Annotated in this window: 15 protein-coding genes; 13 read left to right on the forward strand and 2 right to left on the reverse strand. The window is 57.5% G+C overall.

What is annotated here, in order from left to right:
- Nucleotides 1-50 precede the first annotated feature (50 nt).
- The 11 genes from GZH47_RS23525 (at nt 51) to GZH47_RS23575 (ending at nt 14967) form a co-directional block, all read left to right on the forward strand.
- Nucleotides 51-2507, forward strand: a complete 2457-nt coding sequence (locus GZH47_RS23525) for a hypothetical protein (protein WP_162643468.1) — start codon at nt 51-53, stop codon at nt 2505-2507.
- Nucleotides 2456-6094, forward strand: a complete 3639-nt coding sequence (locus GZH47_RS23530; RefSeq protein ID WP_162643470.1) for an endo-alpha-N-acetylgalactosaminidase family protein — start codon at nt 2456-2458, stop codon at nt 6092-6094. The genes GZH47_RS23525 and GZH47_RS23530 overlap by 52 nt, the downstream gene beginning before the upstream one ends.
- A gap of 48 nt (nt 6095-6142) precedes the next feature.
- Entirely contained in the window at nt 6143-7015 is an 873-nt protein-coding gene (locus GZH47_RS23535) for a sugar phosphate isomerase/epimerase family protein (protein ID WP_162643471.1), read from the forward strand.
- A 36-nt stretch (nt 7016-7051) separates the two neighbouring features.
- Entirely contained in the window at nt 7052-8512 is a 1461-nt protein-coding gene (locus GZH47_RS23540; RefSeq protein WP_162643472.1) for an arylsulfatase, read from the forward strand.
- A gap of 403 nt (nt 8513-8915) precedes the next feature.
- Complete coding sequence (locus tag GZH47_RS23545) at nt 8916-9350, forward strand: MarR family winged helix-turn-helix transcriptional regulator (RefSeq protein ID WP_162643473.1); 435 nt, start codon at nt 8916-8918, stop codon at nt 9348-9350.
- Nucleotides 9351-9448: 98 nt separating this feature from the next.
- Nucleotides 9449-10789, forward strand: a complete 1341-nt coding sequence (locus tag GZH47_RS23550; protein ID WP_162643474.1) for an MFS transporter — start codon at nt 9449-9451, stop codon at nt 10787-10789.
- Nucleotides 10790-10969: 180 nt separating this feature from the next.
- Nucleotides 10970-11803 (forward strand): 5-dehydro-4-deoxy-D-glucuronate isomerase, encoded by an 834-nt coding sequence (gene kduI, locus GZH47_RS23555; RefSeq protein ID WP_162643475.1) that lies wholly within the window; start codon nt 10970-10972, stop codon nt 11801-11803.
- Between the two features lie 38 nt (nt 11804-11841).
- Nucleotides 11842-12624, forward strand: coding sequence for a DeoR/GlpR family DNA-binding transcription regulator (locus GZH47_RS23560; RefSeq protein ID WP_162643476.1), 783 nt, complete (start codon nt 11842-11844; stop codon nt 12622-12624).
- On the forward strand, nt 12614-13363 hold the full coding sequence (gene kduD, locus GZH47_RS23565; RefSeq protein ID WP_162643477.1) for a 2-dehydro-3-deoxy-D-gluconate 5-dehydrogenase KduD: 750 nt from the start codon (nt 12614-12616) through the stop codon (nt 13361-13363). The genes GZH47_RS23560 and kduD overlap by 11 nt, the downstream gene beginning before the upstream one ends.
- Nucleotides 13364-13449: 86 nt before the next feature.
- Nucleotides 13450-14112: a bifunctional 2-keto-4-hydroxyglutarate aldolase/2-keto-3-deoxy-6-phosphogluconate aldolase gene (locus tag GZH47_RS23570; RefSeq protein WP_162643478.1), complete on the forward strand. Its 663-nt coding sequence runs from the start codon at nt 13450-13452 to the stop codon at nt 14110-14112.
- 60 nt (nt 14113-14172) lie between these two features.
- On the forward strand, nt 14173-14967 hold the full coding sequence (locus GZH47_RS23575) for a carbohydrate-binding protein (RefSeq protein WP_162643479.1): 795 nt from the start codon (nt 14173-14175) through the stop codon (nt 14965-14967).
- A 234-nt stretch (nt 14968-15201) separates the two neighbouring features.
- Here GZH47_RS23575 and GZH47_RS23580 read toward each other — a convergent pair whose 3' ends face one another.
- Together GZH47_RS23580 and GZH47_RS23585 are read right to left on the reverse strand one after the other, a co-directional pair.
- Nucleotides 15202-17079 carry an ABC transporter ATP-binding protein gene (locus GZH47_RS23580; RefSeq protein WP_225446176.1) on the reverse strand — a complete coding sequence of 626 codons (1878 nt, stop codon included), beginning with the start codon at nt 17077-17079 and terminating at the stop codon, nt 15202-15204.
- A complete protein-coding gene (locus tag GZH47_RS23585; protein ID WP_162643480.1) occupies nt 17063-18814 on the reverse strand; it encodes an ABC transporter ATP-binding protein in 1752 nt (583 codons plus the stop codon). The genes GZH47_RS23580 and GZH47_RS23585 overlap by 17 nt, the downstream gene beginning before the upstream one ends.
- A gap of 241 nt (nt 18815-19055) precedes the next feature.
- Here GZH47_RS23585 and GZH47_RS23590 point away from each other — a divergent pair, with 241 nt between their 5' ends.
- Together GZH47_RS23590 and GZH47_RS23595 are read left to right on the forward strand one after the other, a co-directional pair.
- Nucleotides 19056-20819 carry a sensor histidine kinase gene (locus tag GZH47_RS23590; protein ID WP_162643481.1) on the forward strand — a complete coding sequence of 588 codons (1764 nt, stop codon included), beginning with the start codon at nt 19056-19058 and terminating at the stop codon, nt 20817-20819.
- Entirely contained in the window at nt 20816-21619 is an 804-nt protein-coding gene (locus tag GZH47_RS23595; RefSeq protein WP_162643482.1) for a response regulator transcription factor, read from the forward strand. Before GZH47_RS23590 ends, GZH47_RS23595 begins: the two co-directional genes overlap by 4 nt.
- The last annotated feature ends 98 nt before the right edge of the window (nt 21620-21717 follow it).

A 21717-nucleotide genomic window follows, 5' to 3' on the forward strand; every position in this document is an offset into this window, starting at 1 on the left:
CTAGGTTGGAAGGGACATCCACATTTATGGGGATAGAGGAGATGCGAGTGATGATGCGATTGCAAGCGGGAAGCTTAACGTTCGGATTGAATGACCGGGGAGAATGGACGGAATTAGCGGATGCGGGGACCGGAAGAAGCTATGAGGCAGCGGCCGTACGATCGCCGCTGTTGAGTATCGTCGCGGGCAGCCGGATCCTCGCGCCGGAATCGGCGGCGTACGATAGCGGCAGCGGCGTACTCAGCCTGGACTTCGAAGGCGGCATGGCGCAGATCGAAGTGAAAGTCGCCGCGAAAGAGCAGTACGCGACGTTCGAGGTGTTCCGCATTGCGGAACCGGACGGGGACGCGGATATTCGCGCCATCCTGTGGGGGCCGTACGCGACAGGCGTGGAAGGATCGATCGGCGAATCCGTCGGCGTCGTTCGCGACGGGGAATTCGCCATCGGCTTGATGGCGCTGAATGCGAAGACGATCGGCGGCTGGCCCGCCGAGCTCGATAAGCCTGCATGCGCTCTCGAAGCCTATGAAGGCAGCAAATTCGACTATGCGGACAGCACGGCTTGGCCGATTCAAGGAGGCAGCCTGCTGCAAGCATTCGCACGCGACCGGAGGAAGGGCGGCCGCAGGCCGGTTTGGAATTTGAAGGCCGTAGACGTGGCGCCGATTCAGGGCGGGGAGGCGGAATTGACCGGTACGGGCATCGCGCTGTTCGGCTGCCCGGCGGGCCTCGTGCTGGAGGTGATCGAAGCGATCGAGCTCGGCGAGGGCTTGCCGCATCCGATGCTGGAAGGCGAATGGGCCAAGACGTCCGCGGCCGCGACCCAATCGTATCTCATTACCGATTTCTCGGAGGCAACGATCGAGGAAGCGGTGCGGTACACGAAGCAGGCCGGGCTCAAATACGTGTATCACCCGGATCCGTTCGCGAAGTGGGGGCATTTCGTGCTGAAGCCGGGCCAGTTTCCGGACGGGGACGACAGCATGCGGGCCTGCGTCGAAACTGCCGGCCGCGAAGGGGTAAACGTCGGCGTGCATACGCTGTCTACCTTTACGACCTTGAACGATCCTTACGTGACGCCGGTTCCGGCTTCGGGACTGCAGAAGGCGGGACGGGCCATGCTGCTGGCGCCGGCCGAAGCGGAGGCGGATGAGCTCGCGATCGATGATCCGCAGCCATTCAGGGAGAGCCTCTATCGGAACTCGGCCGTTCTCGGAGCAGAAATCATCGAATACGCGTCGGTTACGGAGCAGGCGCCTTGGAAGCTGCTGGGCGTCAAGCGGGGAGCCAACGGCACGGCTGCCGCTGCCCATGAGCCCGGAGCGTCAATCGGCCGCTTGTGGGATCATCCGTACGATGTATTCTTCCCGGACATCGAGCTGCAGGATTCGTACAGCGAACGAATCGCCGGGCTGTTCCGGGAGACGGGTTTGAAGCAAATCTCGTTCGACGGGCTGGAGGGTTGCTACGCGACGGGCCACGACGGTTATGGCGTGAACCGGTTCGTGAAGCAATGCTACGACGGATGGGGCGATGAAGTCATTAACGACGCGAGCATCGTCGTGCCGAACTTCCTGTGGCATGTCTTTACGCGCTTCAACTGGGGCGAGCCGTGGGGCGTGTCGACGCGCGAAGGCCAGCTGGAATGGCGGCTGACGAATCAGGCGTATTTCGAACGGAATTTCATTCCTCCGATGCTCGGCTGGTTCCTCATCCGTTCGGCGTCCGAGCGGTTCGAGGCGACGACGCCGGACGAGATCGAATGGGTGCTGTCGAAGGCGGCCGGCTTCGGCGCGGGCTTTGCGCTCGCGGCCGATATGGCGGTGCTTCGTCGCAACGGCAATGCCGAAGCGCTGCTGGATAAAGTGCGCCAATGGGAATCGGCCAGGAGCGCGGGAGCGTTCACGCCGCAGCAGCGGGAGCGGCTGCGCGATCCGAAGGGCGACTGGCATCTAGAGCCGGCGGACGGCGGGAACGACGGGAATGACGGGAACGACAGGAACGATGGGAACGGCGGCGTTGGCGGCTGGAATCTCTTTCCTGTCAGCTGGTCGAGGCCGCTAGTATGCAATACGGATGAATTGCAGCCTGGCCAGCCGGGCGGGGCTGATTGGGCATTCCACAACAAGCACGGCGAGCAGCCGCTGCGTTTCCGTCTGCGCGTCTCGCCTGCTTACGGCAACGAGGAGGCGTCGATTAAACGGCCGACCTTCTATACGAGCGGGACGTACATGACGTTCGACACGGAGGTGCGCGCCAACGAGTATCTCGTCTGCGACGGCGACCGTATCGGCCGCGTGTACGATGTGAACTGGAATTTACTGCGCACCGTCGAAGCGACCGCGGACGCGCCGGTTGTCCGCGCTGGCGGACAGGCGATCTCGTTCAGCTGCAAGTTCGAAGGCGATCCGAAGCCGGTCGTCAGCGTTACGGTCAGCACTTGGGGCGAGCCGGAATGCGTAAGCTCGCGGAGCGAGTCCGCCAACGTTCAAGCGGTAGAGCGATGACGAAGGCGGCCGGACCGTCTTATCGAATCGCGTTCGGCAGCGGATATGGGCGGCAGGAGAGGAACGCGTACAGACTGGCCGCGCGCGGTTCGCATACGGCGGCGATCGCGGCCGAGACCGCGGCGGACATCGGCGACGGAGAGTTCGCGTTCACGATGACGCCGATGAATCTCGCGGGCAAGGTCGGCGCGGTGATCCGCTATTCGGCGGTCGACAGCTGGATCTTCGTCGGCTGCGGCAAACCGATGGATCCGTTCGGCAAGAGCACCTGGATCTGGTCCATGCCATGCGGCAAACAAGGCGTGCTGTTCCAATCCGATCCGCTCTTCGAAGGCAAAAGCTACCGGATCGTACTACGGTTCTGCGCCACCGTGCTCACCGTTTATATGAACGGCTATCAGGTCTATCACGGCGAATTGCCGGAATGGAAGACGGGGGCGGGAGCTGTCGGCTTTTGCGCCTTGCGGGACGGGGAGTATGTCGGAGGGCAAGGCGATGGGCATGTCGGCTGGCCAGTGGATGGACGCGAAGGCGGACCGGGCGATGGTCACGAAGGCGAGCCAGTGGATGGGTACGAAGGCGAACCAGGCGATGGGCACGAAGGCGGGGATGCCTGCTTTAGCGATGCCAAGGCAAGCGTATTGGACGAGATCTACCGCTCGGACTTTGAGGCGTCGAATGACGGTGAGCTAACTCCGCACGCAGCGACTTTTAGGTTGTCGTCGGAACTTATGGAGGCGGAAGTAGATGCGGCGTTCCCGCGCGTGCTGCACTACCGGTGGAGGGCAAGCGGGGCCGTCCTGTACGGCCAAGAGGACCGGCTTGCCTATGTCGAGCTGAACGGGGAACGGTATAAGCCGGTCGTTCGCGCATCCGTGCCGTCCGGCCATGAAGCGGTTTATCGGCTGAGCTTCCCGCGGCTTCGGGTGGAGATGGATGCGGCCATCATCGTCTCGGAAGCCGTGCTTGAACTGCGGATTTCTTCGATACGGGAGGACGGAGAATTCCGCATCCGCACGATCGGATTTCCGCAGCATGGGCTCGTATCGGTTCGCGATGTGCAAGCAGGGGCGGCTTTCGCTTGCGCCGAGGGAATCAAAGGCGATGAATTCGGGCTCGTATCCGAGCAGCACGCGGCGCAAGCGCCCGTATACCGGGCGATCGCGATCGTGCATACGACGGCGCTTGCGGCAGCCGTCATCGGCAATTCGCTTCATAACCGCAGGCGATTGTGCGTGCAAACCTTACAGAGGGACGGCTATAAGAGAACCTCGGTGTGGAACGCATATTGGACGTACCGGGGACCCGACATGCGGATCGTCGGCGACCTGTGGGCCAAAGTCATCGTGACGGACGACCGCAACGGGGACGGCATCGTCGATTGGCAGGACGGGGCGATTGCGGTCCGAGAAGCGATGGCTCCCATCCCGGGCGCCGAGACGCTGCGGGGCAGCTATGCGCATATCGCGATGAACTTCGCCAGCTTGGCGCAGTTTCCGTTTCTCCGCATTCTGGATAACGTGAAGAAATTTTATTTGTTGACCGACGGATTCGGGCAGATGCTCGAGCTCAAGGGCTATCAGAGCGAAGGCCATGACAGCGGGCATCCCGATTACGGCAGCAATTTCAACGAGCGGGCTGGAGGATTGAAGGATCTGAATCTGCTGGCGGAACGGGCGCGTCAATATGGCGCCGTCATCGGCGTTCATATCAACCATAGCGAAGCCTATCCCGAGGCCAAAGCCTTCTCTTCCTCGCTCGTCACGACAACGCCGGGCTGGCGCTGGCTGGACCAATCGTATTACATCGACCGGGAGGCGGATATTCTCTCCGGGGACTTTGACCGGCGATTGGATGAATTGAAGGCGAACGCGCCTCATCTCGGGTTCGTTTACGTGGATACGTATCGCGACGAGCACTGGGCGGCGTGGAGGCTGACCCGTAAACTTCGCGCGAACGGCTGGACGATCTGGACGGAGGAGGCCGACGCGCTCGATGACGCCGCGGTCTGGACGCATGATGCTACCGGCGACAGCCGCATATCCCGGTTTATCGGCCATCAAGACAAAGACGCTTACGCCGAGGATGCGCTGCTTAAAGGCGGTTATGCCCGCTATGGCGATAACGGCTTCATGGGCTGGCAGCGGGAGCGGGATTTGAATGCGTCCATACGGGCGTTCTTTACGAAGCAGCTTCCGTATCGTTATCTCATGCATTTTGCCATCTTGCGGTGGAAGGATTCGGAGGAGGCTATGCTGGAGGGAGGCGTCACGTCCCGGTTGGAGAACGGCGCTGCCGTCATTCGGAAGCATGGCCGGACGATCGCGATCGGCGATACGGTCTTCATACCGTGGGATCCCATTGCGGAATCGAAGATTTACCATTGGAATGCCGAAGGAGGCGAGACCGCGTGGCAGCTCCCGGACAGCTGGCTCAGGACCGGGGCAGTCAAGCTGTACCGGTTAACGAATCAAGGGCGGCGGTTCGTCCGCGACGTCGAGGTTCTGGAAGGCATCGTCGCGATCGAGGCGGAAGCCGGAGTGCCTTATGTGCTCTATCCCGAAGAGGCGCCCGCGCTTCCGGACATGAATTGGGGAGAAGGCAGTCCGGTGAGAGATATGGGCTTCGAAAGTCATGGATTCGAATGGTGGTCGAAATCCTCCTCCGGGGACAAGACCGATCACATCGTAATCGCGGAGACGAGTACCGGCCAGTCGTATTTGCGCATCGGCGGGAATGGCGGCGCCGATGCGCAGGTTTCGCAGACGCTCCAAGGTTTGGAACGGGGCAAGACGTATTCGGCCTCCGTATGGGCGGAAGTGTCGGAAGGCCGGGAAGCGGCGATCCGCGTCACTTGCTGCGAAGGGCCGGAGCGGATCCGATCGATCAAGCGTACCGCGGTCGTGAACTGCGATGTCGATTCGGACAAATGCGGCACGCGCTATCAGCGCCTGCAAATCCGTTTTGAAGTGGCGGCGGCCGAAGAGGGAACGATGGAAGCGAAGGAAGAGGAAGAGGGTGAGGTTCTGCCCGTGCTAACGCTGTCCGCGAGCGCGGGAGAACCGCATTCCTATGTGCATTTCGACGATGTGCGGGTCACGGAATCAAGCCGGCCTACCGTAACGAGCCATTATGCCTATGAGGATTTCGAGCATGTGGACGAGGGCTGGGGGCTGTTCGTCAGCGCCGATCCGAGAATCGGCAAGACGCATCTCTCGCAGCTGCATGCGGGCTATACGGAGGACACGATCGAAGGGCGGTGGTCGCTGAAAACGATGGATGCGCTCGCGGGCGAGCTGCTGCGGACGCTGCCGTCCGGGCTGGAGCTGCGGCCGAATCGGAAATACGCGTTCTCGTTCGCCTACAAGTCGGAGCGCGACGGTCAGTACGCGGTGGCGCTGCGCACGTCGGACGGCGGACTGGAAGGGGAATTGCTGCGGAAGCCGCTGCGCGCCGGCTTGCACGAATGGCGGGCGGAAGCGAAGACGGGTCCTTACTCCGATTATTATATTGCCATCCTGCGTAATGACACGGATCGAGGAAGCCTGATTATCGATCAATTCGCCGTCGACGAGATCGCCGGTTAGCGTTTAATTAGCATTCATACATTCGTTGAGCTGAAAGGCGGAGTCGCGATGAAAATCGGTTTAAGCACATACAGTTTATTGAAGTCCCTTACTTCCGGAGAAATGACGGTTCTGGATGCCGTGGACTGGATCGCCGCTAATGGCGGCGAACATATGGAAATCGTGCCGTACGGCTTCACGCTCGTCGACAATCCGGAATTGGCCGACGCGGTGCGCGAGCGCGCGAAGGAAGCGGGCATCGCGTTGTCGAATTATTCCATGCCGGCGAATTTCGTGCAGCCGGACGAAGCGTCGTTCGAAGCGGAGATGGACCGCATGAGGACGCATGTCGATCTCGTTCATCGTCTTGGCATGACGCATATGCGCCATGACGTCACGGCGTTCACGATCGGGAAGGAGCAGATGACGATCGCCTGGTTCGAGGAGAGCTTGCCGCTCATCGTCAAGGGCAGCCGGATCGTCGCCGATTATGCGGCGAAGTACGGCATAACGACGACGATCGAGAATCACGGCTTCAGCGTGCAGGCAAGCGACCGGGTGCAGCGCGTGCTGCAGGCGGTGAACCGCCCGAATTTCAAGACGACGCTCGACATCGGCAATTTCATGTGCGTGGACGAGCATCCGGTTATCGGCGTCATGAAGAACCTGCCTTATGCCTCGTTGGTTCATTTCAAGGATTTCTACTTCCGGCCGTTCGACGAGCCGCCCGGCGGAGGGGACTGGTTCCGCAGCAGCAACGGCAACTATTTGCGCGGCGCGATCGTCGGCCATGGCGAAATTCCGATCCGCCGCATCGTCAAGCTGATCAAGGCAGCCGGATACGACGGCAACATCACGGTTGAATTCGAAGGCATGGAAGAATGCAAGACGGCTTCGCGGATCGCGATGGACAATCTTCGCCTTCTGTGGCAGGAAGCCTAACACCACCATTCGTTGACGGGGAAGGCGGATTTTAAAATGAAGCCCAACATTCTGCTCATTACGGTCGATCAAATGCGCGCGGACTGTTTAGGCGTGCTTGGCCATCCCGTCGTGGAGACGCCGAATTTGGACCATCTGGCCCGCGGCGGCGTTCTATTTCGGTCCGCCTATTCGGCGGTGCCGACATGCGTGCCGGCCAGGGCGGCGCTCTTGACGGGAATGAGCCAGCGTTCGCACGGCAAGGTCGGCTATCAAGACCGCGTGCCATGGGAGTTCGAGCATACGATGGCCGGGGAGCTCGCGGCAGCCGGCTATCATACGCAGTGCGTCGGCAAGATGCATGTTTATCCGGCCCGGCATCTATGCGGTTTTCATAATGTCGTGCTGCATGACGGCTATTTGCATCATAACCGCAAGAAGCTTAACAATACGGTCGATGCCCATTTCGATCAAGTCGACGATTATTTGACGTGGCTGAGACAGACCGCGGGCGCGCGGCTGGATATTACCGACAACGGCCTGGATTGCAATGCCTCGACCGTAGCAAGGCCTTGGCATATGGCGGAAGAGCTGCATCCGACGAATTGGACGGTTACGCAGTCGATCGATTTCTTGCGGCGGAGGGATCCGAGCAAGCCTTTCTTCTTATATACCTCGTTCGTTCGTCCGCATTCTCCGCTTGATCCGCCGCAGGCGTATCTGGATCTGTACAGGGAGCTTGAATTTCCGGAGCCTCCCGTCGGAAACTGGGTGGATCGCGAAGCGGCAGAGCAGGGAGTCTCCGATCCGACGGCGATCTTCGGCAAGCTTCCGAGGCGCAGGCTGGACCGCGCCCGCGCAGCTTATTATGCGCTGATCACGCATATCGACGATCAAATCGGCCGGCTGTTGAACGCGCTGCAAGAATACGGCGTATCGGAGAACACGGTCATTCTGTTCGCGTCTGACCATGGGGAAATGCTGGGCGACCACCATTACTTCCGCAAAGCGCTGCCGTATGAAGGGAGTGCCAAGGTGCCGTTCATCGTAAGCGATCCCGGCGGCCGGCTCGGTTTACGCCAAGGCAGCGAGTCCAATGAAGTCGTCGAGCTGCGGGACATCATGCCTACGCTGCTGGACTTGGCCGGCGTGCCGATCCCGGCTGCGGTCGACGGCAGCAGCGTGCTGCCGCTCTGCAGAGGCGAGCAGACGGAATGGAGATCTTACATTCATGGCGAGCACAGCTATGGCGCGCTGTCGAATCAGTTCGCAACCGATGGTTCGGAGAAGTATATTTGGTTCTCGCAAACCGGCGAGGAGCAGTTGTTCGACTTGAAGCATGATCCGGAAGAGAAGACGAATTTGGCCGGCATCGAGTCATGGAACGACAAGCTGCTGGCATGGAGAAGGCGCGTCATCACGGAGTTGACCGGACGCGAGGAGGGCTATGTGCGGGACGGGCGGCTTGTAGCCGGCCGCCAGCCGCTCACGTTGCTTACGGCTGCGGCGCGAGATTAGCGAGCGGCGTCATGAAGGATGTCGAGAAGACGCAGTCCATATCTGATTTGTAATGAAATTGTAATAATATTGCAACCCGAACTTTAACCGGTCTTTATGTAGCCTAGTTATAATATAAGCAACCCCCCTTTAGTATATAATCTCTTAGACCCGCGGCCCGTTGCTGCGGGTCTCTTTTTTATAGGCGATGAGCTGTCATGGCGCGGGGTCGGTTTTTCATCCTTGTAAGCGCGGCGAATCCCGGTACTATTCACCTATCCGATTACCTAATAAGTTTCTCTCGCGCCAAGCCTGAGCTATGGATGCGGACGCTGTTTTTTTATTCGGCAACGGCTTGGCAGCTGCCTCTTCATTTACATGCCACAACATACATGTTATAACATGTATAGTTGGGAGGGTGCCGATGAAGCTTGATGATCATGTCGGTTTTATGGTTACGAAGACGCTGCGACAGTTGAATGTCCTGTTCAATCAAGAATTTAACGCCTATGGCATCACAAGCGAACAATGGTCGTTGCTGAAGCGGCTGGATGCACAAGAAGGAATCAGTATGAAAGATTTGGCCCAGGCGGCAGAGAAGGATCAAGGTAACGTGACGCGAATTTTGGATTTGCTGGAGAAGCGGGCCTACGTAAGAAGAAGCGCCAACCCGAACGATAAACGGTCTACTTTAGTCTATTTGACGCCAGCGGGGAAGGAACTTACAGAGCGGTTGATTCCGCTTGATATTCGGGTGCACGAGGCCGCTGTCGAAGGGCTGACTGAAGAAGAGCTGGCTGTATTCGCACGGGTGCTTGATACAATCGCTCATAATGCGAGTCGAAATGCGATAAGTTAAGTAAAGTTACGTAAGGTGAAGTAAAGTTACCATAAGTAACGTTAAAGTACGCCTGCAAGCGCAACTAGAACCGGAAGATAGGAAGAAGGACAATAGCAATGAATGACAAAGTTGTCATGCCAATCTGGATGTTTGGCGTGTTTATCGTGATTATGAATACGACGATGTTTAATGTATCGATTCCCAGCATCATCAAGGATTTTGACATTACGGCGGACCTGGGGTCTTGGATTATTTCCAGCTACTCCATCGGCTATGCCTTATCGACGATGATCTACAGCCGGTTGTCCGACAGCATTCCGATGCGGAAGCTGCTGCTGATCGGATTGACGATTCTCGGTTTATCCTCGGTATTCGGAATCTTCGCCCAAAGCTTCAACCAGCTGCTTACCGTGCGGATTTTGCAGTCGGCGGGCGCGGGAACGATGGCTGGTCTGGGATTAGTGATGGCAAGCCGTTACATCCCTTATGAACGGCGGGGAAGAGCGATCGCGATGATCTCGACGGGCAGCGCGATGGCGTTCGGTTTCGGTCCGATCATAGGAGGCGTAATCAGCGAGTATTTCGGATTTAACGGATTGTTTGCGGTGACCTGCCTCATTCTTCTGGTACTGCCCGTATTGATGCGGCTGTTGCCGAAAGAAGAACCGAAGCCGATGAAATTCGATGTTCTGGGCGCGTTATTAACGACCGTGAATGTCGTTACGCTGCTGGTCGCCATCATGCAGCGCTCCTTATTCTGGTTCATCGGAAGCCTGCTCTCGTTCTACGTGCATGTATGGCATCTGAGAAAAGCGAAGAACATCACGTTCATCAACCCGGAATTATTCGCGAAGAAAGATTATCGCAAGCTTACGGCGATCGGATTCTGCGTGTTGGTGTTGAATTTGGGCAATCTGTTCTTGATGCCGCTGGCCTTGGCCAACCTGAGCGGAGAATCGGCGATTGTCATTGGACTGACGATTGCTCCGGGCGCGTTATTATCGGCCGTCTTAACCCGGTTTGTAGGGAAGTGGATCGACCGATACGGGAATATTCGGTTTTTGCTGATCGGTCATTGTATTCTGGCCGTTGTGCTGGCGGTGTTTTCTTTTGCGATCGAGGTTTCTCCGCTCGTTATTCTGTGCGGGTATCTATGCTTCTCTCCCTCGTTCTCTGCAACGCTGTCTTCGTTGAACAACGAAACGTCCCGCATCTTGCCCAAGCAACTGATCGGTTCGGGGATGGGCTTGATGCAGCTGATTCAATTTTTCGGCGGGTCGGTTTCCGTTGCGGTATTCGGATTGGTGCTGGCCGTCCAGAAGAAGGTCCCGCTCGGCCTGGCTTACGAAAACGTATATCGGATCCTGCTCGCCGTGTGCCTGCTCTCCCTTGCGATCGGCGTGTGGTACCAACGAACCTCGGGCAAAGCGGAGCAATTGTCGCGGATGACCGCCTAATTAGACTCCGACCTCCTATAGTATGCTAACCGCCTATTTCGGGCGGTTTTTTTGTTGCGAACTTCCTGAATAAAGCTGTCCGTCGTGTACGGAATAGGATTGCGAAATGAACATGAATGACTTAATATGAACTTATAAATTATAAAATAAACTTAAATGAACCTAAAGGAGAATGAAATCATGGAAATCCGTTATGCCTCCCATCCCAATGAAGTAAAAGCTTTCGATACGACTCGCCTGCGCGACGAGTTTCTGATCGAGCAATTATTCGTCCCGGGCAAGCTTGAGCTGAGCTACTCCCATGTGGATCGTTTCATCATCGGCGGCGTCATTCCGGTGAGCGAACCCGTGAAGCTGGAAGCAGATCCGGCGACAATCGGCGCTGCCACTTTCCTCGAACGCCGCGAGATTGGCATTATCAACGTCGGCGCTCCGGGTACGGTTACGGTCGATGGCGAAGTGTACGAGATGGCGAGCAAGGACTGTCTCTATGTCGGACGCGGTGCGAAGGACGTTAGCTTCGCGAGTGCCGATGCCTCCCAGCCGGCTAAGTATTACCTCAATTCGACGCCTGCGCATCAGACCTATCCGACGGTCAAAGCCGCGATCAGCGAAGCGTCCCCGAATCATCTGGGGAGCCAGACCAATTCCAACGAACGCACGATCTACCGCTACATCCACACCGGCGGCATCCAAAGCTGCCAGCTCGTCATGGGCATGACGCTGCTTAAGCCTGGAAGCATGTGGAATACGATGCCGTGCCATACACATAACCGCCGTTCGGAAGTGTATTTCTACTTCGACATGCCGGCAGACGGCGTTGTTTTCCACTTGATGGGCGAGCCCGAAGAGACGCGCCATATGGTCGTTCGCAACGAGCAAGCGGTCATTTCGCCGAGCTGGTCGATCCACAGCGGCGTCGGCACGAGCAGCTATACGTTCATCTGGGGCATGGCCGGCGAGAATCAGATTTTCGAAGACATGGACGCCGTGAAAATGACCGATCTCAAATAAGCGTTGCTGAGCGTTAAGCAAGAAAGCGATGAATCCGCATGAATCCACTACGAAGATACGAGAAAATCATGGACCTGCTGCTGGCGGAACGGGAAGTCACGGTTGCGAAGCTGACGGGCGAGCTGCTCGTGACGGGGAAGACGATCCGGGAAGACTTGGACAGGCTCGAGGCGAAAGGAATGCTGGTGCGCATTCACGGAGGAGCGGTTCTTGCGCAGACGCCTCCGTTAGGATTAGCAGGAGCACGACAAGCGGATACGCCGGTCCGGGAAGCGGCCGAACGGCGGGAGATCGCGGAGGCGGCGATCGCGCTGATCGCGCCGAACGAAGTCATCGCCCTGGATGGCGGGCGGACGACGCTCGAGATCGCCAGGCGTCTCCCCGAGCTGCCGCTTACCGTCGTGACGAACGACGTGCACATTATTGCGGAGCTCGCCCGCAAGGAGCGCATTCGGCTTGTCGTGCCCGGCGGTTATCAGCGGCGCAACATGCTGAGCGGACCGGAAGCCGAGGCGTTCAATCGCAAGTTGAACATTGCCAAAGCGTTCCTGTCCACGACGGGCGTTCATTCGGAGTACGGCTTCACGATCTACGCCAGCGATTCTGCCGGCATCAAGCGGTCATGGCTGGAGACGGCGGCAACGGCTTACGTAGTGGCGGACCATCGCAAATTCGGGCAGGCGGCATTGTTCACGTTCGCCAAGCTCGCGCAGGCGGATGCCATTATTACGGATTCAGGGATGCCGAGCGGAACGGCCGAGTTCTTCCGGCAGGCAGGCGCTCGGCTGATCATACGAGGGAGTGGAACGAATGAGCTTTGATTTGACAGGCAAAACAGCGCTGGTCACCGGTACGTCCGGCGGAATCGGCCAAGCCATTGCGGCAGGCCTTGCGGAAGCAGGCGCGTCCGTCGTGGCGGTCTCCGCATCGAACAGCAACGATACCGTCGCCATCGTGCGCGGGTTCGGAGGCTCGATCGAGCAAATCTCCGCCGACCTGAGCAATGCGGACGGCCTGGAGGACGTGTTCCAAGAGGCGCTCGGCTTCTTCGGCAGCATCGATATTCTCGTCAACAACGCGGGCACGATTCGCCGCACGCCGGCAGCCCAGCATGCCAGGAAAGACTGGTACGACGTTATTGATATTAACCTCAACTCGCTCTTCTTCTTAAGTCAATTGGCCGGCAATCACATGATCGAACGAGGCGGCGGCAAAATCATCAACATCGCGTCGCTGCTCAGCTTCCAAGGCGGCATCAACGTTCCCGGTTACACGGCGAGCAAGCATGCGGTGACGGGCATCACGAAAGCGCTGGCGAACGAATGGGCGAGCAAAGGCATTCAAGTCAACGCGATCGCGCCCGGTTACATCGATACGCGCAACACGGCGCCGCTGCTTGCCGACGAGAAGCGGAGCCAGGCGATTCTGGAGCGCATTCCGGCGGGACGCTGGGGCAATCCGGAAGATTTGAAGGGCCCGGCGGTATTCTTGGCTTCCGCGGCTTCGAACTACATGAACGGCCATGTGCTGTGCGTGGATGGCGGCTGGATGGCGCGATAGCTTCCTGTCCGTTGTCCGCCAGTAATCCGAATGCGTAGTGCGCCCCTATTGGCGCGTCAAATCGATCGTCCAGGAGGAACAGCGGTATGAAAAAGTTGAAATTACTGCAGGACATGCATGAAGCCGGCGTCGTGGCGGTATTGCGGGGCAATTCGCCCGACGAGGTCGTCCGCATGGCGGAGAAAGCCATCGAAGGCGGCATCCTTGTCATTGAAATTACGATGACCGTCCCGTTCGCATGCGATGCCATTCGCACGCTCGCCATGAAGTATCAGAGCCGCGACGCTAGCGGGGATAACTATGCCATCATCGGAGCGGGAACGGTGCTGGATGCCGAGACGGCGAGAGCCGCGCTCTTGGCAGGGGCGGAATTCGTCGTTTCCCCGAGCCTCGACGAGCCTACGGTACGCCTGTGCAATCGCTACAGAGCACCGGTTCTTCCGGGCGCCATGACGGTGAAGGAAATCACCGCGGCGCTCGAGCTGGGAGTCGACGTCGTGAAATTATTTCCGGGCAATCTGTATTCGCCATCGATCATTCCGACGCTGCGGGGACCGCTGCCGCAAGCAAATATTATGCCGACCGGCGGCGTAGGGCTCGAGAATCTGAAGGACTGGGTCAAGGCAGGGGCCTTCGCCGTGGGCATCGGTTCCGATTTGACCAAAGAAGCCGTTGCCAGCGGCGACTTCGACAACATTACGCGCAAAGCGAAAGCCTACATGGAGGCCTACCGCCAAGCGAAGGTGTAGCCGGTATAGCTGGTCGCGGACAGGCAATGCGCATATTTTGAAGTTCATGGGGGATTGGGAATGAGTCAACTGTCGATTGAGATCCACAATGAAGACGGCAGCGTGCTTGCATCGGCTGCTGATGACGTACAAGCCAACCTTGTATACGGTCAAGCCTATGCGCCCGGCGATGCCATCGTCGTCAAGAGCGATGAAGACAAGGTTCATCTGATGATTCAATTGGATGACGCCATGAATCCTGGACTTGTCTATTTCAGCGGGCAAGAATACCGGCTCCCGATTCCGTTCGGCGAGAAGCGTATCTCGTATTCGCCCAAAACCTTTTCGGGCGAGAAGCATGTGCTGCGCGTGCGGCTGGCCACGGAGGAAGAACGATCCGCCTACCGCAATCTGGCGATCAATGAATATGATCACCATGAGAATCAGGTTCTCTATCCGCATGCGCATGCCAACGTGGAAACCCGCGGCGAGGCTGTGTTCGCGGCCCGAAATGCCATTAACGGGAACGTGGTCAACGATTCGCACGGGGAATGGCCGTATGAATCGTGGGGCATCAATCAGCGGGAGGATGCGGAGATCACGGTAAGCTTCGGCCGCACCGTCGTCATCGACAAGGTCGTGCTGACGCTTCGCGCGGACTTCCCGCATGATAACTACTGGGAGAACGTGACGCTCGCATTCTCGGACGGCAGCCAAGAGAAGGCCGATCTGATCAAGACCCATCGCCCGCAAGCGCTAAGCATAGCGCCACGGAAGGTCGAATCCGTTACGCTCAAGAATCTGATCAAATCCAATGATCCTTCGCCGTTTCCGGCGCTCAGCCAGATCGAAGTGTTCGGTCGGGAGTTGTCTTAATAGCCATGCAACAAGAAAGGGCTGTCCCAGAAGTCATCCTAGATGACGATGGGGCAGCCTCTCTGTCTTTAATTATATTAAAAAATACGGGTTAACCTAAAGCGGAGCAGGTCGAATGATTCTGCAGAAGCGTAGGTGAATGCTGCATTTCCCGGCCTACGCCGGTAAACGCAAACCAATCACCTTAAGCAATCGGAAGAACATTCGCCTGCGCAGCTTCTTGGTTAACCCCCCCTAAACCACCCGCTGGAACTGGCTTGTAAACAGTTCATAATACAAGCCGCCGGCTTCGAGCAGCTGGCGATGCGTGCCTTGTTCCGCGATTTCGCCGTCCCGGATGAAGATGATCCGATCGGCGTCTTGAATGGTGCTCAAGCGATGCGCGATCACGAAGCTTGTGCGGCCTTTCATCAACGTACGCATGGCATCGAGGATATGCATTTCCGTCCTCGTATCGATGCTGCTCGTCGCTTCGTCCAGGATCAGTATCGCGGGATCGGCAAGAATGGTTCGGGCAATGGTAAGCAGCTGCCGCTGGCCATGGCTTAAATTGCTGCCTTCCGACGTGAGCAGCGTATCGTAGCCTTGCGGAAGCTTCGTAATGAAACTGTCCGCATTCGCGAGCTTCGCCGCCGCCTCGATTTCCTCATCCGTTGCCTGCAGGCGGCCGTATCGGATATTCTCGCGAATGCTGCCCGAGAACACGTAGGCGTCTTGCAGGACCATGCCGAGCTTGCCGCGCAAATGGTTTTTATCGACCTGGCGAATGTCGACGCCGTCGATCGTAATCGATCCGGCATCAATGTCGTAGAACCGGGTCAACAGATTGACGATCGTCGTCTTGCCGGCGCCGGTCGGCCCGACCAGCGCGATTTTGTCGCCGGGCTTTGCCGCGAAGGATACGTGCTTAAGAATCGGACGTTCCCGGTTATAACCGAAGGTAACCTCGCTGAAAACAACTTCCCCTTTCACGGCATCCAAAATATGCGTATCCCGTTGTTCCTCGAATTCCGTGTCCGTATCCAACACTTCAAAGACCCGCTCGGCCCCGGCGATCGCCGATTGGACCATATTGTATTGATTGGCCAATTCGTTAATGGGGCGGTTAAACTGTTTGGAATACGTCAATAAGCTTACGATAACGCCGATTGTCGTCCAGTCGTGAAGCGCCATCCACCCGCCGACTGCGGCGATGAGCGCGAAGCTCAAGTTATTCACCACGTTCATGACCGGTCCGACCATGCCGGATACGATTTGGGCCTTGATGCCGGCCTGGTTCAAATTCCGATTGATGGCTTGGAATTGCCGAACGGCCGCTGCTTCCCGGCGAAATGCTTTGACGGTATTCTGGCCGCTTACCGTCTCTTCGATGAATCCGTTCAGCGCGCCGAGCGCCTGCTGCTGGCCTTTGAAATTCGTGCGGCTCAGCTCCGCGATCTTCTTCGTCGCAATCCACATCAGCGGAATGCATACCATGCTGACGCCGGTCAACGCCAAGTTCAGCCGCAGCATCATGATGAGCGAGCCGATCAGCGTAATGATGCTGGTCAGCATTTGAATGACGCTTTGGTTCAACGAATTGGACACATTCTCGATATCGTTCGTGGCGCGGCTCATCAGCTCGCCGTGCGAACGGCTATCGAAGAAGGGAAGGGGCAGTGCCTGATAGCGATCGAATACGTCATGCCGCAGCTCTTGGACCGTCCGGCCGGATACGCCCGTCATCACGTACGACTGTACCCAGGACACGATATTGCCCAGTACGTAGAAGCCAAGCATGAACAGGCATAACCGCACAAGGCCGCCGTAGTCGTGCGGAATAATATAGTCGTCTACGGCTTTTCCCATCAGATAGGGACCGACCAGGCCGACGACGGATCCCAGCAAGGTGAGAAGCGTGGCAAGCAGCATGCCCGTGCGTTGTCTGCCCAAGTAGCTCCAAAGCCGCTTGATCGTGGCATACGTGTTTTTCGGCCGCACTTTCGGGGCGATGTTCCTGCCGGGACCGCCTGGGCCACCGGGACCGCCGGGACCGCCGGGACCGCCGATGCCGATCGGGGAGGAAGGCGGCTTCATGCCACCTTGCTGCGTGCGATTAGCGTGCGTTGACATAGGACACATCCTCCTCGTTCCATTGCGAACGATAAATATCTTGATAGATCGCGCTGCTCTGAAGCAGCTGTTCGTGGGTGCCTTCGGCCACGATGATGCCTTGGTCCAGAACGAGAATCTTGTCTGCGTCCACGACCGACGAGATCCGCTGCGCGATGATCAAGTTCGTGCTCTGTTTCATCATCGTTCTGAGCGCCTTCTGGATGCGCGATTCCGTTCCGAGATCCAATGCGCTCGTGCTGTCGTCGAGGATCAAGATGTCGGGCTGCATCAGCAGCGCTCTGGCAATGGCGATTCGCTGCTTCTGGCCGCCGGATAAGTTCACGCCGCGCTGATTCAGGTCCGTGTCATAGCCGTCCGGCAGCAGCCTGATGAACGCGTGCGCAGCTGCGGCTTTGGCGGCAGCCTCGATTTCCTCCAGCGTGGCCTCGGGTCTGCCGAAGCTGATGTTATCCCGGATTTTCCCGCTGAATAGGATCGTTTGCTGCAGCACGATGCCGATCCGGTTCCGCAGCGCGTCGAGCGGAATATCGCCGACGTCGCAGCCGTCGATGATCACCCTGCCTTCTGTCGCGTCATAGAAGCGGGGAATCAAATGGACGAGCGAGGATTTGCCCGCGCCGGTGGCGCCTAATATCGCGACCGTCTGGCCGGGTTCGGCGCGGAAACTGATATTCCGCAGCACATAATCCTTGCGATCGTTGTCGTAGGCAAAGGAGACGTTATCGAAAATAATCTGCCCCGATCGAAGCGCGGCTTCCGCAAGCGGTGCCTCGTTCTCCGGCTGATCGTGCTCAGGCTCCATGTCCAGCACTTCCTGAATCCGGACGGCCGACGCCTGGGCACGGGGGATGAACGACAGCATGTTTCCCAGCATGAGCATGGAGAAGAGCAGCTGCGTAACGTAATTGATGAAAGCGATGAGATCGCCGACGGGAAGGCTGCCCTTCCAAGTCGCCGCGCCGCCGTACCAGAGCACGGCGACGGTGCTGACATTCATGATGAGCATCATGAACGGCATGTTGAGCGCGACGATCCGGCCGGCTTTGATCGCGATGCCGGTAAAGTCCTGATTCGCGCGGGCGAAGCGCTGGCGTTCATAGTCGGCGCGCACGAAGGATTTTACGACCCGGATGCCGGATAGATTCTCCTGGAGAACGGTGTTTACCCGGTCAAGCTTGGATTGGACGCTCGTGAAGAGCGGGAAGGAAGTCCGGATCAACACGAACAGCACGAGGAACAGCGCGGGAACGGCAACGGCCAGGATAAGCGTCAGCTTGAGGCTGATCATGACCGCCATCACCAGGCTTCCGATGACGAGTAGCGGGGAGCGGATCATCCGCAGCATCATCTGAACGAAGGTTTGAACCTGCGTCACGTCGTTCGTCAGCCGGGTGATCAACGAGCCCGCATGCAGTTCATCCAGACGGCGAACGGACAGCTTCTGCACGTGTTGAAACAACCCGTTCCTGAGGTCCGCGCCGAAATTTTGAGAAGCCATGGTGGAGTAGACGGTGCAGCCGGCACCGCCGATTAAGCCGATCAGCGCGACGATGACCATCCAGAGTCCGGTGCTTTGAATAAGGCCGAGATTGCCCTTGCCGATGCCGTCATTCACGATGCGAGCCATCAGCGTCGGCTGGAGCAAATCCATGCTGACCTCGAGCAGCATCAATAAAGGCGCGAATAAAGCGGATTTCCAGTAAGGCTTTAAATAGGATTTCAAGAGCCACATAGCGTCTCACCTCGATGGTTGTATACGTATGTATACGAATTCATTTGTATACAAATGTATACGCGTTTCTATGGCACTGTCAAGATTTGTTTTGCCTGCACGACCGCGATCGGCCAACTTGGTTATTCCGCTGGATGAATAGAAATGTTATTGTATGAAGGTTCGCAATCGCTTCCACGTAATCGGCCTGCAAACGTATTCGTATTCGAAGCCTGAGATGCTGAAAGGAAGGTAACGCAACGTGTGGCCGAAGCTATCGAGACTCAATACCTTGCGCAATCAAATGTTATTCGGATTTCTTGCCGTCATGATGGTCATTCTAACCTTCGTCGGCGGCATCACCTTCAATTCGGTGTCGACGCTGCTCAAGAACAATGCCGAGAAGCATATTCAGCAGACCGCGGTTCAGACCAACGGACGACTGGAGGGCATTCTCGATCAAATCAATTCATTAACGACGCTGGTGTCGACGAACGGGTACGTGCAGCAGCTGTTGTTGAAAGAAGTGCACGGACAGCCCTCCACGTTCGCGGAACGGCAGGCGCTCCCGCCGATCATCAATCTCGTTCAAATGTACACGGACGGCATTAATTCGATCGAGCTGTATAACAAAGACCGCGCCAGGCTGTATCCGCTGGATGAAGGGAATCTCGGCGACAAGGTCAGCGAGGATTGGATTCGGCAGGCGAACGAGGAGGAAGGCAGCATCGTCTGGTTCGGCATCGATCCGTCCAACCCCGTTTCGCTGCTCGCCATACGCCGAATTAGCCTCGTGGACCGTTATTTCTCCACGGGGGGCTATCTGCTCATTCGCGCGGACCGCAGTAAATTCGCGCTCAAAGATCCGCTTTCCGATGACAGCGAAGCGGAGACGATGCTGCTTATGGCGCGGGACGGCCAATTGATTACGTCGAACGACGACTCGATCTCGCAGTCGGAAGCGGCGCGATTGACGGCGTCCGACGATCAGACCGTCAAGATCGGCAAGCGGTCGTTCATTCTCGTCAAACAGCGCTCTTCCGTAACCGGATGGACGTTGCTTATCCTGACGCCGGTCGACACGATTACGAAGGGCGTCTCCATCGTACGGACGACGATCGTCGTGTCTGCCTGCATCGGCACGATTCTGTTCATGCTGCTGTCCTTCTTCTTGTCTACGGTCATTACCCGGCCGATATTCAGGCTGATCAAGACGATGAGAGGCACCCGCCTCGGCGTGCTGAAGCCTACGGATACGGTTTCTTCCACGATCGAAATCAAGGAATTGAATTATTCGTACAATCAAATGGTCGACAACATCAACGAACTGATCAAGCTGGTGTACGAGAAGGAGCTGTCGCAGAGCCGGACGGAATTGAAGGCGCTGCAGGCGCAAATCCATCCGCATTTTCTGTTCAATACGCTGGATGCGTTATACTGGTCGTTATTGGAGAAGGACGAGGATCAGCTGGCCGCTTACGTCGTCGCCATGTCCGATCTGTTCCGCTACACCATTACGGGACCGAACAAGGACGAATGGGTCAGCCTGCGGGACGAGCTGGAGCATGTCGAGCGGTATTTGCTTATTATGAAAATGCGGTTTGAAGACCGGCTTACGTGGCATATCGATGCCGCTGCCGAATTCGCGGACGTGCAGCTGCCGAAGCTGCTGCTGCAGCCGCTTGTGGAGAATGCCATTCTCCATGGCGTCGAGAGCACGGTCATGCCGGGACGCGTCGAATTGACCGTCGTGCAATCCGGCGATCATATCGTCATTACGGTCGAGGACAACGGGGCCGGCATGGACGAAGAGAAGCTCAGGCTGCTCGCCGACGGTTTGGAGAGCGGAAAGGTGCCGTCTTCCAAAAATTCCGGCGTCGGCATCGCGAACGTGCAGCGGAGACTGCGGCTGTACTTCGCAAGCGATGACGATAAGTCGCCTGCCGGCATCGCGATCCAGAGCCGCAAGGGCGCCGGGACGCGAGTCAGCATTACAATACCGCTTAACGGGGGAAGAACGATATGAGAAACCGAACCATTCTAATCGTCGACGACGAGCCGAGATCAAGAGAAGGCATGAAGAAGATGCTGGCGTCCTGGGCATCCGGGGCTTACGAATTATTGACCGCCGATAACGGATTTACCGCGCTGTCCATCGTGGAGGAAACCGCGGTCGACCTGATGATCACGGACATTCGCATGCCGGAAATCAACGGACTGAGCCTTGTCGCGCAGATGAAAGACAAGCGGCTGGCGCGTCAGCCTTCCGTCATCCTGATCTCCGGCCATGCCGAATTCGAATACGCGCAGCAGGCGATTCAGCTGTCCGTGGTCAATTATTTGCTCAAGCCGGTTAGCAGAGAGAAGCTGATCGCGGCCGTCGAGGATGCGATCAAGGCGGGAGAAGAACGCGATCGGATCGGGCTTATGCGGAAGATGGCCGACCCGCAGCTGATGGCCGTTGCCGGCGGCGAAGCGAACTTAAGCGATCCGGTGAAGAGCGCGATGCAATACGTGGACGAGCATATGGGCGAAGCAGTCAGCCTGAAGGAAGTGGCGGATCATATCCATCTCAACGGGAGCTATTTCAGCACGCTGTTCAAAGAGCAGAGCGGGATGACTTTCAGCGAATACGTCGTGCGCAGGAAGCTGCAGAAAGCGAAGGAAATGCTTGTGAAGACGAACCTGCCCATTGCCGAAATCGCCGAACGCGTCGGCTACCAGACCGCGAAATATTTCAACAAGCTGTTCAAGGAATATGAAACCATGAGCCCTGGGCAATATAGAACCGAGATGAACAAGGCGGATACCGAAATCCAAAAATAGTGGAACTTTAGGCAAACGCCGTACCCTTATCCCCTTTGGGCAGCAATGATAAACTTAATTTCAAGAAGGAAAGCGCATACATCCTTCGCATACGAATC

The organism is Paenibacillus rhizovicinus, from assembly GCF_010365285.1.
GTDB lineage: Bacteria > Bacillota > Bacilli > Paenibacillales > Paenibacillaceae > Paenibacillus_Z > Paenibacillus_Z rhizovicinus.

Coding starts and splice junctions, on each gene's coding strand:
- GZH47_RS23525 (WP_162643468.1), top strand. CDS start 51: ATGATGCGATTGCAAGCGGGAAGCTTAACGTTCGGATTGAATGACCGG.
- GZH47_RS23530 (WP_162643470.1), top strand. CDS start 2,456: ATGCGTAAGCTCGCGGAGCGAGTCCGCCAACGTTCAAGCGGTAGAGCG.
- GZH47_RS23535 (WP_162643471.1), top strand. CDS start 6,143: ATGAAAATCGGTTTAAGCACATACAGTTTATTGAAGTCCCTTACTTCC.
- GZH47_RS23540 (WP_162643472.1), top strand. CDS start 7,052: ATGAAGCCCAACATTCTGCTCATTACGGTCGATCAAATGCGCGCGGAC.
- GZH47_RS23545 (WP_162643473.1), top strand. CDS start 8,916: ATGAAGCTTGATGATCATGTCGGTTTTATGGTTACGAAGACGCTGCGA.
- GZH47_RS23550 (WP_162643474.1), top strand. CDS start 9,449: ATGAATGACAAAGTTGTCATGCCAATCTGGATGTTTGGCGTGTTTATC.
- kduI (WP_162643475.1), top strand. CDS start 10,970: ATGGAAATCCGTTATGCCTCCCATCCCAATGAAGTAAAAGCTTTCGAT.
- GZH47_RS23560 (WP_162643476.1), top strand. CDS start 11,842: ATGAATCCACTACGAAGATACGAGAAAATCATGGACCTGCTGCTGGCG.
- kduD (WP_162643477.1), top strand. CDS start 12,614: ATGAGCTTTGATTTGACAGGCAAAACAGCGCTGGTCACCGGTACGTCC.
- GZH47_RS23570 (WP_162643478.1), top strand. CDS start 13,450: ATGAAAAAGTTGAAATTACTGCAGGACATGCATGAAGCCGGCGTCGTG.
- GZH47_RS23575 (WP_162643479.1), top strand. CDS start 14,173: ATGAGTCAACTGTCGATTGAGATCCACAATGAAGACGGCAGCGTGCTT.
- GZH47_RS23580 (WP_225446176.1), bottom strand. CDS start 17,079: ATGTCAACGCACGCTAATCGCACGCAGCAAGGTGGCATGAAGCCGCCT.
- GZH47_RS23585 (WP_162643480.1), bottom strand. CDS start 18,814: ATGTGGCTCTTGAAATCCTATTTAAAGCCTTACTGGAAATCCGCTTTA.
- GZH47_RS23595 (WP_162643482.1), top strand. CDS start 20,816: ATGAGAAACCGAACCATTCTAATCGTCGACGACGAGCCGAGATCAAGA.